The following is a 12,843-nucleotide window of genomic DNA, read 5'->3' as shown; positions in this document are numbered from 1 at the left end:
CCGAGAGGGTGTCTTTTTATCTGCTGAGATGACGGCGATGACTATAGAAGTATGCTGTCAACGGCCACCATGCCGCTCCAAAAATAGGGTAGATCGCCCAGATCACAGAAGGCGAATATGCAATATTCACGAATAGGAAGAACACACTGAGTGATCCGAATCCTATTACGGAAAAGAATAAACTGGAGGTGCGATGACCTATGATGGACAATGGCCACCAGCTCATTGTAAAGATAATGAAGCCGTACCAAGGATTTTCATGACCGAAATAAGAATGTAAACTGAAATAGTACAGGCAGACGGTCAAGCTGACGAGACATGCTATGCCTAGATTCGCTAAATGCTTCCGAAACGTGACTGCGACAGCCCATAAAACCAAACCACCGATAGTGTATAAATACCAAGGATACGACGGTGAATCCAAGAAATTCTCTCTTACAAGTACCGCACCGACAATGATGGCCGACACCCATGTGACAAATGTTAATTGCTTTGGCAGAAGAATCTGTAAGGCGATGATGATAGCAGCACCTAAACTATACGTATACCAAATCTCCTGCGGTGTCGTCATCATGTTGATATAAACAGAAAATGCGCCCATGCTAACCAACATGAATGCTAAAAACAATCTCCACGGCTTCATCGATGCAACACCTTTCTTTTTCTAGCTTTCAACCAAACGAAAGTCATACTCACCGGCCACCAAAGGATACCAAAGGTCGGATAAACAAACCAGATTTCGCTCGGTGTATAATACATATTCACAAAGACGAGTAATGCTATGACCAAGGCACTACCGCATATGGAAAAACCAAGATTCAATGTGCTCATATCTTCTTTTTGCTTCTTCTTTTTATTCGGTGTTTCCGGTGAGGTATGCTGGAGCATGAATTCTTTCTTAATTTCGGCTAAATTACCGAAATCGACGATTGCCTTGTTAACTGCATCCTCTTCCATTTTTCCGTCGCGCATGAAATCCGCTGCCTTCTCTTCCATCGAATCCTTTATCTCTTCCTTTAACGTCACTACCTGTTCGGTCTCTGGCAGATCGGCAAACTGTTCTTCAACATACGTTCTGATCTTTTGCATCAAACACCCTCCATAAATACATCGATTAATTGTTTTGCTTCTTTCCATTCTTTCGCTGCCTCATGCAAGTATGCCTTCCCAAGTATCGTGATAGTATAATATTTACGCTTGCCTCCATGCGATTTTTCACCTTGGTAGGACTCTATCAGTTCCCGGCGCTCCAGCCGCTGGAAAACAGCATAAAGCGTCGCTTCTTTGATTTGGAATACATCGTGTGTCCAAGCTGCTATATCTTTCGAAATCTGGTAGCCATACTTATCCCCGTCCATCAGCAGACGAAGGATGATGGAGTCCAGATGCCCTCGAATCGTATCACTCCGAATATGGCACCCCTTCTTTCTAAATTACTCTATCTGATAAAGTAATCATAATCGATATTACTCTGCGTGTCAAAGTAATTTTTGCATCTTTTTCCCAAAAACAAAAAAACAGGCTATTAACCTGTTTCAGAATGGCTTTTTAGCAAAATGCAAATAATCGATCACATCTGCTTTATTTTCAGCAATAATCACCTTATGACCATAGTTTAAATACGTGTCAAAGATATAAGGCTTAGTCGTATGTTCAAAATAACGGTTCCATTTGAACATATTAAGAAAGATACGGAAAGACGGTTTATAATTAGCTGATTCCAAACCTGATATCTGTCGCAGATATCGTTTGATGATTCGCAGGTTCCTTACCTTATAACCAGGATCCAGCAAAATGATTACATCTGCTTGCTGCAGGCTGCCTTCCATCCAAGCATCTGTATGAACTCCCTCGATGATCCAAGCAGCAGATCCGATGATTTCGTTCAGGATTTCCTTCTTCTCCTTGTCGGTACGGCGTCTATCTCCAATCGAAGAGCGCTCCCAAACAATGTTATCCAACTCGTAGTGGGCTGCGCTTGACAATGCTGACAACTCCTTGGCAAGCGTTGTTTTGCCGCTGCCGACAGAACCGATGATATGTATTTTCTGCGGCCGAAATTCCTCACTCATTCCACAACTGTCCCACGAATGCACTGTTTTATATCAGCAATAAATCTGCCTGATTTATCAAGCATGGTGAGATGGTCCGAATTTTCATATAGCGCTACTTGAACTTCCTTCCAACCCAGACCGTGGATCATTATGAATGTTGGTTTCGTTACAACGCCCGATGATTCACATCGCATTCTCATACAAGCACCTCCCACTAAAAGTGTACATTATTTTCTGAATACGAAAAAGAAGCAGAGGATATCCCCTGCTTCTCGCTTTGGTTAGATTTGTCTTAGCAAATTAGCCATCTCAATTGCAGAAACAGCTGCCTCTGCGCCTTTATTGCCCGCTTTCGTACCCGCGCGTTCGATGGCTTGCTCAATTGTATTGGTTGTCAGCACACCAAAGATAATTGGAATTCCAGCTTTATCAGCAGCACTTGCGACACCTTTAGCGACTTCATTGCTGACATAATCGAAATGAGGTGTAGAGCCTTTGATCACAGTTCCCAATGTGATGACAGCATCATATTTTCCACTCTGGGCAAGTTTGTTGGCTGCAAGAGGTATTTCAAATGCACCAGGCACCCATGCCACATCCACTTTAGTTTCATCGACACCATGACGCTTCAGCGTATCAACGGCACCGCTCAATAGCTTGCTCGTGATGAACTCATTGAATCTTCCTACAACAATACCAATCTTCAAATCTGTTCCTACTACATTTCCTTCCAATACGTTAACCATTTGAATACTCCTTTATATACAGGCATTATCAGCCCATTTTGTAGTTTTATTATTTAATCGTGGAAGTTGATTTGATTCAACCCTTTACCTTGCTTTCATGCAGCTGTCGATAAGCGATTAAATCGGCAATTGTGATAATCGGCAACTGGTGTATTTCAGCTAGCTGCTCAAGTTCGGGCATGCGAGCCATCGTGCCATCTTCATTCATGATTTCACATATATAGGCAGCTTCTGCTGTCCCGGCCAACGCAGCCAAATCCACTGCTGCTTCGGTATGCCCAGGACGCTCCAGCACACCATTCGGTTTGGCGATTAGCGGAAAGATATGCCCAGGGCGCTGGAAATCAGTCGGTACACTAGCCTTATCAGCCAGTTTCCCAATGGTATGGGCACGCTCGAATGCACTGATGCCTGTAGTAGAAGCGATGTGATCGATACTGACAGTAAATGCCGTTCCGTGTGGGTCTGTATTCGTATCCACCATCGGGGGCAAATCCAATCTTTCGGCAATTTCCCGGGAAATAGGTGCACATATCAGACCTTTTCCGACAGAAGCCATGAAATTAACTGTTTCAGGACTTGCAAATGCTGCCAAGGCAAGTAAATCCCCTTCATTCTCTCTTTTCTCATCGTCGGTGACAATGATGGCTTTGCCGCTTTTCAAGTACTCTATTGCATGGGCTATCGTCGTTTTCATTCTTTTCCCTCCTAATCCATGAATCCGTGTTGTGCTAATGTTTCTGTCGTGATGCCAGCAGGCTGCGGGCTGTTTTGGTATCCCATAAGCCGTTCCATGTATTTGGCCAGCTGGTCAAATTCAAGATTCACTAGATCACCAGCTTTTTTGTTCCCTAAAATCGTTGCCTTCCTTGTCTCAGGAATAAGCGAAATGGTAAATAAATCATCCTGCACATCAAACACAGTCAATGACACACCATCGACAGAGACCGATCCTTTTTTCATTAAGTACTGCAGGCCTTCTGTGACGCCAATATCAACATAGCGTGCATTTGACTCATCCCGGATGGATAGAATAGTGCCGGTCGTATCCACGTGACCACTTACGAAATGGCCGCCCAGTCTTCCACTTGGCTGAAGTGCTGGTTCCAAGTTCACTGCATCGGTACTGCGCAAATTCGATAAAGAACTATCACGAAATGTTTCCGGCATCACATCGACTCGGAATGCATGCGATGTAAAGCTGGTGACTGTAAGGCAGACACCGTTAACAGCAATGCTGTCTCCAATATGCATATCCTTTGTCAGCTTCTCGCTGGCAATGGTAAGCTGCATCGCCTTTTCCTGTTGATCTACAGCAATCATGCTGCCTACTTCCTGGATGATTCCAGTAAACACAATTCTTCCTCCTATCCTTCTAATCTTCCATAGATACTACGAATGGGAATATTACCGTCTCGGGGCAATGTGACGGTTGATCGGGGTATGGAGATGCCATCGAACATGTAACATCTCATCACTAAATTTTTTAGATGTCGAAATAAGAGAAGCAAGTTTAATCTTGTCTCTTTCATCACTATCCTTCATATAAAAAGCCCCAGAATCAAAAATTCTGGGGCTCAGGAATTCAAAAGTATAGCGAAACAAGCTATCGTCAATAGACGAAAAGCATTTTTGGCGTGTGGATAGCACGCTCGTTTCCTCTTTCCCATCCAGACTATACTGTCGGCTTTGGAATCTCACCAAATCCACCGTTGTAAAAACGGGTCACGGACTGAAGACAGCTGTGCTGCCTATCACCGCCGGTCGGGAATTTCACCCTGCCCCAAGAGAAAACCTATTCGATTGCTTTTACCTTAACATATTTTTTATCTTCTTGTACAGCAGGAAAAAAGTCTGAAAACTGAGTTGACAATATGTGGAACAATCGCTAAACTAAATCCGTAAAATAAAGTTGACCGTTCAAAATAAATTTACCGAAAGGAGTTTTCAAAATGAAACAGGCAATGGCATTGACGACCCTTGAGCAGCTCAAAGCAATTAGTGATCCGCTTCGCGCCGAAATGATGATGAAGCTAGTCGAAACATCTTATACTGGCCAGCAGCTGGCTGTCCTGTTGGAAACAAGCAGACCAAAGATCCATTATCATTTAAAAGAGTTGGAGAAAAACAGTTTGATTGAGGTGGTCCATACCGAAGAAAAGAATGGTATTGTACAGAAGTTCTATCGATCCACAGCAAGTGGCTTCTTTCCATCGGAAAATTTACTTCCCTATGCAGAAGAACTCAGCGAATCGACCAGACAGCTTTATGTGCAAATGGCAAATAAGACGAGGTCATCCATACTCACCGCCCCGGAATCATCCTTTGCCAAAGCAGCTGGTTCCACTGATCCGAAAGATTGGGACGCAATCGGCAGTATATGGGAAATCAGTGCTACAGAAGCCGATTTCAAGGAGTTCATTCAAGGTTTATTCGGCTTGATACAGACGCTGCGTGAAAAAAGTGAAGCGGCCGAAAATGACCCAAATGGCAAGCTTTATCACTTTTCTGCCTTCGGTTTTGAAATCGATACACCGTCGTTCGATCAAACTGAACTAAAAGAGGAGGATTGAGGATGTTTGCTATTTTAAAACAGCGAAATTATAGCCTTCTTTTCTCAGGGCGCATTGTCACCAATATTGGCGACAGCATTTATTTCATTGCCGCTATGTGGCTTGTTTATGACCTGAGCGGCAGCGCATTTTATTCGGGGCTAGCCGGAGCCCTGACACAGATCCCGAATATTTTGCAGTTCCTGATCGGCCCGCTTATTGACCGCTGGCCGATACGTGCCACGCTGCTATGGACGCAAGCACTCCAAGCCGTGCTTATCCTGCTTATTCCGCTTGCGGCTTGGCTGGACTTCCTGTCTGTCACACTGGTACTCATCATCATGCCGATTTTGACTTCTATCAATGCATTCGCATATCCGACAGAAACCAAGGCATTACCACTCGTTCTGAAAAAAGAAGAACTGCCTGCTGGTAATGCATTATTCTCCCTTGCTTACCAAGGTGTCGATCTTATCTTTAACGCCATTGCAGGCGTGATGATTGCTGTCTTTGGAGCGACATTATTATTCATCATCGACTCTTTCACCTTCTGTATTGCTTTCCTTTTATTCAGCTTCCTTAGAATTCCGCATCAAAAAGTACAGACTGATATGTCCGGCACTGCTCGTTCAGCTATAAATTCTTACATCACTGAATTGAAAGAAGGGCTCAAGATTCTATTCACAACCATTTTGGCTGCCGCATTATTCGGGGCAGTATTATGCAATCTGGCAATTGGTGCAGCTATGGCTGTGATGCCAGCTTTTGCAGACGAGCGGCAAGGGGCTGCTGTATATGGTTTGTATTTAGCAGCTATGTCTTGCGGCGCTTTGATAGGAGCACTATTAGCAGCCTCTTTCAGTAAACTTCCCATCGGCAAAGCGACAATCCTCACCATGTTCTTAGCTTCTGCAATATGGGCAGCTGCTGCTTTTGTGCCATGGACTTGGATGAGTGTAATCCTATTCGGGCTCGCTTGGGTCCCTGTCGGCTGCATCAATGTTACGTTCGCAACGATGTTACAGACCTTACTTCCTGTTTCCTTGATCGGCAGAGTCACAAGCGCAACCGCGAGCTTCAGCACCATTGCAACACCAATCGGATCGTTGACCGGCGGTTACGCAGCCACACTTCTTCCTGTGTCTTGGGTCTTTTGCGCCGCTGGTGTCGGCCTAGCCTTGCTTTCCATATCCTGGCTTCTGTATCCGAAGCTGCGCAAACTAGGACCGCTAGCTTCCCTTTCACCAGAATTGCTCGGTTTCAAGGGTTCCCGGCAGGAAACAAGCTGATCACAGTTTGTCCTTTTTCAACAATGGACGCAGCGCCACCCAATAAAATGCATAGCCGAGCATAGCTCCTAACACATTGAGGATGATATCATCTATATCGACAGATCGATAATTATAGCCGACAAAATAATTGAGCAGACCTTGTGTCGACTCGATTGCCGTACTGAATATGAGTCCGCACAGAACGACGGCAAAGAACGATCTGGTGCGGCGCACGAGCAAAGGCAGATAAAAGCCAAGCGGTACGAATAAGAGAATGTTGCCTCCTAGATTTTTAAGTGCCAGCCCGTATCCGAAGCCATCTATTTGCGTCGTATGCCAGATTTGCATGATGGAAGCAAGCGGCGATGTATTCCAGCGGTAGCTTGTTTCCAGCTGCTGATTTTCTTCGATGAGGTGCTGATCCACGGGCAATGGGAAAAATGTAAGACAGACGACGGCAATCACATATATGGCGAACGATGCCATCAATAAATGCTGTTTCTTGGTAATACCGAACGTCTGGTGAAACGGAATGATGGACAATAAATAGACAAACGCCAGGAAAATAGCTGGCGCTACGTAAGTTAACATAGTAATTACTCTCTCCTGTATGCTAGAAGTCCCTTACGTGGAGTAAGTGGACATATACCGTCTAGTCTACATGATTTTTCCTTTATTGTGAACGCATAGATACAGAAAGAGGCTGGGACATAACTAAAATATGATTGCTTAAAAGCGAACATTGCTGCCGCTTCGGCAGAATACTCCGCTTTCCACGGGCACGGCCTCAGCCTCCTCGTGGAAAGATCACCACTGCGGGGTCTTCAGCTCGTGCTGTTCCCGTTGGAGTCTCCGTATTCTATCTACGCTAGTATAGGTTAACGTCAAAAAACCCGAACTTACGCGTATCTTTTTTTCAAGATTCACGTCAATAGTTCGGGTTTTCATTTAGCTAAAACACTTTTGTCCCAGCCTCTTTGTTTTTTATCTATTTTCCCATAACAGCAAGCATAAGCGCTTTTTGGACATGTAGACGGTTTTCCGCTTCCTGGAATACGGCCGATTGTGGACCATCAATGACAGCAGCGGTGACTTCCTCTCCCCGATGCGCCGGTAAACAGTGCAAGAAGATGGCATCTGACGCTGCAGAATCCATGAGTGCTTCATTCACTTGATATCCATGGAAAGCCGCAAGTCTTGCTTTTGTCTCCTGTTCCTGCCCCATACTCGTCCAGACATCTGTATAAATGACATCCGCTCCTGCGCATGCAACTTCTGGACTCTCCGTAATAAGCAGAAATTCCGGATCATCACTAATTGCGCTTGCTTTCTCTACCATTTCAGGAAGTGGCTGATAACCGGCAGGTGATGCAATCCGGATTTGCATACCTGTCTTCGCTGCCGCAAACATCAGGCTGTTGGCTACATTGTTGGCGTCTCCGATATAGGCAAGTTTCACACCTTCCAATGTTTCCTTATATTCCAGGATTGTCTGCATATCAGCCAGTGCCTGACATGGATGGAACAAATCCGTCAAACCATTGATCACCGGGATGCTGGCATGGGCTGCCAGCTCTTCGACCATCTTATGTGAATTGGCACGGATCATGATCACATCCAGATAGCCCGACAACACCTTTGCTGTATCTGCAACAGGTTCACCGCGGCCGAGCTGCAGGTCATTTGCATTCAGATAAAGTCCCATACCGCCAAGCTGATAAATGCCGGTTTCAAAAGAGACTCGTGTACGTGTGGAAGATTTCTCGAAAATCATCCCTAATGTTTTCCCATTCAGCGGCTGGATCAGCTCCCCTTTTTGCTGCTGACTCTTCAGCCCGGCAGCCAAATCCAGCACGTAATGAATCTCTTCCTTTGTCAAATCCTGCAAGGATAAAAGGCTTCTGCCTGCAAGGGAATGCTCCTCTGTCCGTTGTTTCATCGCACATGCTCCTTTTCCGCTTGATCCAGATATTCTGAAATTGATAGGCTGTCTGCCAGCATCTCTTTGCTAGCCATCAAATAGCTTTGCATGGTCGGCAAACTTGTCATACACGGCGTCTCTGTCTTCCATGCCGATTCACGGATACCTTGACGCCCCTTTCTCGTACTGCATACTGCTGTCATTTTTTGATCTTCAACCATATCGATCGCTTCTTCATAGGAAATAACTTGATATCCATCCGCATCTGGCAGAAGCGCTGCCGTTTCCTCTGTCAGTACTGCTTTGGCTTGCAGCTGCCCAAGCAGTGCTTCCAGCTGGATCAAATCGGAAGCTTCTGCATCCAAGAGGATCTGTGCGTCATCCGTCAAAGTTCTAAGTGTTTTTTCCTTCCAGCCAAATGCCTTATTCAGTGCTTCCGGCACCGTTTTCCCTAAACCGATTGCTTCTCCCGTCGATTGCATATCCGGTCCAAGGAGCGGATCAACACCTGCAAGCTTTGTCGTCGAGAAGACAGGCAGCTTCACGGCAAAGAATGGTATCTCTTTTTGCAATCCAAGCGGGTAACCTAATTGCTGCAATGCTGCACCCATCTGGATTCTTGTCGCTAAGTCAACCAATGGGATACCTGTCACCTTACTGGAAATAGGTACTGTACGGGAGGCACGCGGATTGACTTCCAGGACATACAGAATGCCACGATCCTTACTGAAGACAAATTGTATGTTCATGATGCCTTTCATCTGAAGAGCATCCGAGATTCGACTTGCATAACTTACAATCCTATCTGTCTCTGATTGACTCAAGCTGGGAGCAGGGAAAATTGCAGTACTGTCCCCGCTATGGATACCAGCCGGTTCGATATGTTCATAGATGCCCGGAATAAGGATATCTGCTCCATCACATACAACATCCACCTCTACTTCCATACCTGGAACATATTTATCGAGAAGCAGCGGGAACAGATGGGAAGTTTGGATTTGGTGCTGCAGTCCTTCCAAATAAGACTCGAGCTCATCTTCCGAATGAAGGATGACCATTCCTTGACCGCCGATCACATAAGATGGACGAATCAAAATCGGATAGCCGATACGGCGAGCCTCGTCCTTCAACGATGCTGTATCCATCACCGTCGCGCCTGGAATATGCGGGATGTTCAAAGAATGCAGCAAATCATAGAAAGCTTCCCTGTTCTCTACACGATCGATCGAAGCCGTGCTGGTTCCAGCAATCGTCACCCCAGCTTCCGCCAAATCCGCAGCCAAATTGATTGCTGTCTGCCCTCCGAACTGGACGAGCACTTCATCGGCTTGCTCTTTTTCGATGATGTGCAGCACATCTTCTTTTGTGAGCGGCTCGAAGTACAAATGGTCTGCCGTATTAAAATCTGTACTGACAGTTTCCGGATTATTATTGATGACGATCGAACGGATTCCTTGCTCCCGCAAAGATAGAGCCGATTGTACAGAACAGAAATCAAATTCCACCCCTTGCCCGATCCGAATCGGACCAGAGCCGAGCACCACTACTTTTTTACCTGCTGCTGGCAATGGATCGACCTCATCTTCTTCCTGCCAGCTGGAATAAAAATAAGGCGTTTGCGCGGAAAACTCTGCTGCACATGTATCTACCATCTTATAAGATGGCTTGGTTCCAAGCTCCTTAATCAGTCCTTCGACTGCCGCCAGTGGCTGATCAAGAACGCTGGCCAGGGCGACATTGCTGAACCCAAGTGTCTTTGCCTTTCGAACAAGCATTTCATCCGGCTGCCAGCCTCCATCCTTCAATTCCTGCTCGACATCAATGATTCGCTTCATTTCATGAAGGAAGAATGTCGTGATTTCTGTCCATTCATGAATGGTTTCAATCGTTATCCCGCGGCGCAGTGCTTCTGCAAGCAGGAACAGCCGGCGATCATCTGCAGCTTTGAGACCTTGTTCCAGCTCGATGTCCGACAGTGCTTCAGCAGACGGGAGACGGAATTCTTCAAGTCCAATCTCCAAAGAACGAATTGCTTTATGCAATCCAGCCGGCAAGTTGCGGGAAAGTGCCATGACTTCGCCTGTCGCTTTCATTTGTGTACCAAGCAAACGATCAGCCTGTGTGAACTTATCGAATGGCCAGCGCGGAATTTTCACCGCTACATAGTCGATGGCCGGCTCGAAGCTGGCAAATGTATCTCCGGTGATCGGATTCGGCACCTCATGTAGGTGATAGCCCAGTGCAAGCTTTGCGGCAATCCGGGCAATCGGATAGCCCGTTGCTTTGGAAGCCAGTGCACTGGAGCGGCTTACTCGCGGATTCACCTCGATGATGACGTACTCATCGCTATGCGGATTCAGTGCAAACTGGATATTACATCCTCCGACAACCCCCAGTTCACGGATGACTTTACAAGATACTGTCCGGAGCATCTGATACTGTCTATCCGTCAGCGTCTGGGAAGGCGCGACCACGATACTGTCTCCTGTATGTATGCCAACAGGGTCGATATTTTCCATATTGCAGACAATGATGCAGGTGTCATTGGCGTCACGCATCACTTCATATTCGATTTCCTTCCAGCCTTTTACACTTTGCTCGATCAATACTTGGTTGATCGGACTTGCCTGGATTCCGCTTTTCACATAACGCAGCAGTTCAGGTAGGTCATTGGCGATCCCCCCGCCGGCTCCTCCCAGCGTATAAGCCGGGCGGATGATGATTGGAAATCCCGTTTTTTCAGCGAAAGCTTTGGCTTCTTGGATGGAAGTGATCGGAAGGCTTTCCGGTACTGGTTCGTTGATATCTTGCATCATCTGCTTGAACAGTTCGCGATCTTCACCACGCTGGATGGCATCCAGCGGTGTACCTAAAAGGGTGACATCGTATTTTTCCAAAACACCTGCTTGATCCAGACTTACAGCAAGGTTAAGGCCGGTCTGGCCGCCTAAAGTAGGCAGCAGGCCATCCGGTCTTTCCTTTTCGATGATATTGGTCAAGGACTCACAGGTGAGCGGCTCCAAATACACTTGATCGGCAAATGCCTGATCCGTCATGATCGTGGCTGGATTATTATTGACGAGGATGACCTCTACTCCTTCCTCTTTCAAAGCCAGACAAGCTTGTGTGCCTGCATAATCGAATTCTGCCGCCTGCCCGATGACAATCGGACCAGAACCGATGACTAAGACTTTCTTGATGTGTGGCTGTTTAGGCATATGCTGTCACTCCTCTGTTTCGTACCGAATTCAAGAATTGTTCGAACACATCATACGTATCGCTCGGTCCAGGATGCGCTTCGGGATGGAATTGGACACTCATGATCGGTTTGGAGCAGTGCTGCAGCCCTTCCACCGAACCATCATTGACATTGCTGTAAAGGATATTCCAAAGCGACTGGGAAATAGAAGCTTCATCGACGACATATCCATGGTTCTGAGAAGTAATCGATACTTTGCCGCTCGGCAGATGCTGAACCGGGTGGTTGCTTCCGCGATGTCCATAAGGCAGCCGCATCGTATTTCCACCGAATGCAAGTGCCAGCAGCTGATGTCCGAGACAGATACCCAGAGTCGGGTAAAAATCTGCAATCCGTTTGATTTCTTCCGCTAAGTATGCCAAGGATTTCGGATCGCCAGGACCATTGGACAGCAGAACCCCATCCACTTTTGCTTTCTGCAGCTCTTCCAGCGTCGTATCAAAAGGAAAAATGGTGACGTCACAGTTATTTTCCAGCAGCATATCCCGTATGGAATGCTTATACCCATAATCGATGATTGCTACATGGGCAGCCGGTGGGCCTTCTGCTTGGTGGAACTGCTCCTGTTTAACGGAGACTTTCTCCACGATTTTCTCGGATACCTTTGCTTTATCCGGAACAGCTCCCGGCGTTTTGGTCATTTTTCCATAAACGTCCCCATGCTGGCGAATTATTTTTGTCAGTCTTCGCGTATCCACCTGTGCCAAAATCGGAAAATTGTACGCATCCGCAATATCCTGCAATGTCTGGGTTGCTTGGTAGTGCGCCGGTGTTTCACATGGCGTCGAAATGACAAGCCCATGGATAAACGGTGTATGGCTTTCCTTGTCCTGTGCATTGAAACCATAATTTCCGATCAGCGGATATGTCATCGTAACAATCTGCCCGGCATAAGAAGGATCCGTCATCACTTCCTGATAGCCTGTCATCGCTGTATTGAAAACCATTTCCCCATCTGATTCCGTTGTTTTACCGAGCCAGACACCTTCCAATATATCGCCTGTACTGAGCATCAAATAACCCTTTGTCTCTTCCATTCA

Annotated in this window: 13 protein-coding genes, 1 pseudogene and 1 riboswitch; of the genes and pseudogenes, 2 read left to right on the top strand and 12 right to left on the bottom strand. The window is 46.3% G+C overall.

Features of this window, described 5'->3' with window-relative positions; genetic code table 11:
- Window positions 1-16: 16 nt before the first annotated feature.
- The 8 genes and pseudogenes from BLQ53_RS12005 to ribE form a co-directional block, all read right to left on the bottom strand.
- On the bottom strand, window positions 17-643 hold the full coding sequence (locus BLQ53_RS12005) for a hypothetical protein (protein WP_093727559.1): 627 nt from the start codon (window positions 641-643) through the stop codon (window positions 17-19).
- Window positions 640-1,089: a permease prefix domain 1-containing protein gene (locus BLQ53_RS12000; protein WP_093727558.1), complete on the bottom strand. Its 450-nt coding sequence runs from the start codon at window positions 1,087-1,089 to the stop codon at window positions 640-642. Before BLQ53_RS12000 ends, BLQ53_RS12005 begins: the two co-directional genes overlap by 4 nt.
- The gene (locus BLQ53_RS11995; protein ID WP_280137071.1) at window positions 1,089-1,412 is read right to left on the bottom strand and encodes a PadR family transcriptional regulator; all 324 of its coding nucleotides are present in this window, start codon (window positions 1,410-1,412) and stop codon (window positions 1,089-1,091) included. Before BLQ53_RS11995 ends, BLQ53_RS12000 begins: the two co-directional genes overlap by 1 nt.
- A gap of 123 nt (window positions 1,413-1,535) precedes the next feature.
- Window positions 1,536-2,072: a P-loop NTPase family protein gene (locus BLQ53_RS11990; protein ID WP_093727556.1), complete on the bottom strand. Its 537-nt coding sequence runs from the start codon at window positions 2,070-2,072 to the stop codon at window positions 1,536-1,538.
- The gene (locus tag BLQ53_RS11985; RefSeq protein WP_093727555.1) at window positions 2,069-2,254 is read right to left on the bottom strand and encodes a hypothetical protein; all 186 of its coding nucleotides are present in this window, start codon (window positions 2,252-2,254) and stop codon (window positions 2,069-2,071) included. The genes BLQ53_RS11990 and BLQ53_RS11985 overlap by 4 nt, the downstream gene beginning before the upstream one ends.
- An 81-nt stretch (window positions 2,255-2,335) precedes the next feature.
- Complete coding sequence (gene ribH / locus BLQ53_RS11980) at window positions 2,336-2,800, bottom strand: 6,7-dimethyl-8-ribityllumazine synthase (protein ID WP_093727554.1); 465 nt, start codon at window positions 2,798-2,800, stop codon at window positions 2,336-2,338.
- A gap of 82 nt (window positions 2,801-2,882) precedes the next feature.
- Window positions 2,883-3,497: pseudogene (gene ribB / locus BLQ53_RS11975) on the bottom strand (3,4-dihydroxy-2-butanone-4-phosphate synthase); the annotation flags it as partial.
- Between the two features lie 11 nt (window positions 3,498-3,508).
- Window positions 3,509-4,156: a riboflavin synthase gene (gene ribE / locus BLQ53_RS11970; protein ID WP_093727552.1), complete on the bottom strand. Its 648-nt coding sequence runs from the start codon at window positions 4,154-4,156 to the stop codon at window positions 3,509-3,511.
- A gap of 298 nt (window positions 4,157-4,454) precedes the next feature.
- A riboswitch (FMN riboswitch) is annotated at window positions 4,455-4,595 on the bottom strand.
- Between the two features lie 157 nt (window positions 4,596-4,752).
- Between ribE and BLQ53_RS11965 the strand changes: the two genes are divergently transcribed.
- Window positions 4,753-5,373, top strand: coding sequence for an ArsR/SmtB family transcription factor (locus BLQ53_RS11965; protein ID WP_093727551.1), 621 nt, complete (start codon window positions 4,753-4,755; stop codon window positions 5,371-5,373).
- A gap of 2 nt (window positions 5,374-5,375) precedes the next feature.
- Window positions 5,376-6,641: an MFS transporter gene (locus BLQ53_RS11960; protein ID WP_093727550.1), complete on the top strand. Its 1,266-nt coding sequence runs from the start codon at window positions 5,376-5,378 to the stop codon at window positions 6,639-6,641.
- Here BLQ53_RS11960 and BLQ53_RS11955 read toward each other — a convergent pair whose 3' ends face one another.
- The 4 genes from BLQ53_RS11955 to BLQ53_RS11940 all read right to left on the bottom strand — a co-directional run bounded on the left by BLQ53_RS11955 (window position 6,642) and on the right by BLQ53_RS11940 (window position 12,840).
- A complete protein-coding gene (locus tag BLQ53_RS11955) occupies window positions 6,642-7,214 on the bottom strand; it encodes a VanZ family protein (RefSeq protein ID WP_093727549.1) in 573 nt (190 codons plus the stop codon).
- A 397-nt stretch (window positions 7,215-7,611) separates the two neighbouring features.
- Complete coding sequence (gene argF, locus BLQ53_RS11950; RefSeq protein ID WP_093727548.1) at window positions 7,612-8,562, bottom strand: ornithine carbamoyltransferase; 951 nt, start codon at window positions 8,560-8,562, stop codon at window positions 7,612-7,614.
- Window positions 8,559-11,762 (bottom strand): carbamoyl-phosphate synthase (glutamine-hydrolyzing) large subunit, encoded by a 3,204-nt coding sequence (carB, locus tag BLQ53_RS11945; RefSeq protein ID WP_093727547.1) that lies wholly within the window; start codon window positions 11,760-11,762, stop codon window positions 8,559-8,561. The genes argF and carB overlap by 4 nt, the downstream gene beginning before the upstream one ends.
- Window positions 11,755-12,840 carry a carbamoyl phosphate synthase small subunit gene (locus tag BLQ53_RS11940; protein ID WP_093727546.1) on the bottom strand — a complete coding sequence of 362 codons (1,086 nt, stop codon included), beginning with the start codon at window positions 12,838-12,840 and terminating at the stop codon, window positions 11,755-11,757. The genes carB and BLQ53_RS11940 overlap by 8 nt, the downstream gene beginning before the upstream one ends.
- Between the last annotated feature and the right edge of the window lie 3 nt (window positions 12,841-12,843).

The organism is Terribacillus halophilus, assembly GCF_900101385.1.
GTDB classification, from domain to species: domain Bacteria; phylum Bacillota; class Bacilli; order Bacillales; family Amphibacillaceae; genus Terribacillus; species Terribacillus halophilus.
The sequence above is the reverse complement of the archived record's forward strand: the minus strand, read 5'-3'. Positions and strand labels throughout refer to the sequence as shown.

Coding starts and splice junctions, on each gene's coding strand:
- BLQ53_RS12005 (WP_093727559.1), bottom strand. CDS start 643: ATGAAGCCGTGGAGATTGTTTTTAGCATTCATGTTGGTTAGCATGGGC.
- BLQ53_RS12000 (WP_093727558.1), bottom strand. CDS start 1,089: ATGCAAAAGATCAGAACGTATGTTGAAGAACAGTTTGCCGATCTGCCA.
- BLQ53_RS11990 (WP_093727556.1), bottom strand. CDS start 2,072: ATGAGTGAGGAATTTCGGCCGCAGAAAATACATATCATCGGTTCTGTC.
- BLQ53_RS11985 (WP_093727555.1), bottom strand. CDS start 2,254: ATGAGAATGCGATGTGAATCATCGGGCGTTGTAACGAAACCAACATTC.
- ribH (WP_093727554.1), bottom strand. CDS start 2,800: ATGGTTAACGTATTGGAAGGAAATGTAGTAGGAACAGATTTGAAGATT.
- BLQ53_RS11965 (WP_093727551.1), top strand. CDS start 4,753: ATGAAACAGGCAATGGCATTGACGACCCTTGAGCAGCTCAAAGCAATT.
- BLQ53_RS11960 (WP_093727550.1), top strand. CDS start 5,376: ATGTTTGCTATTTTAAAACAGCGAAATTATAGCCTTCTTTTCTCAGGG.
- BLQ53_RS11955 (WP_093727549.1), bottom strand. CDS start 7,214: ATGTTAACTTACGTAGCGCCAGCTATTTTCCTGGCGTTTGTCTATTTA.
- argF (WP_093727548.1), bottom strand. CDS start 8,562: ATGAAACAACGGACAGAGGAGCATTCCCTTGCAGGCAGAAGCCTTTTA.
- carB (WP_093727547.1), bottom strand. CDS start 11,762: ATGCCTAAACAGCCACACATCAAGAAAGTCTTAGTCATCGGTTCTGGT.
- BLQ53_RS11940 (WP_093727546.1), bottom strand. CDS start 12,840: ATGGAAGAGACAAAGGGTTATTTGATGCTCAGTACAGGCGATATATTG.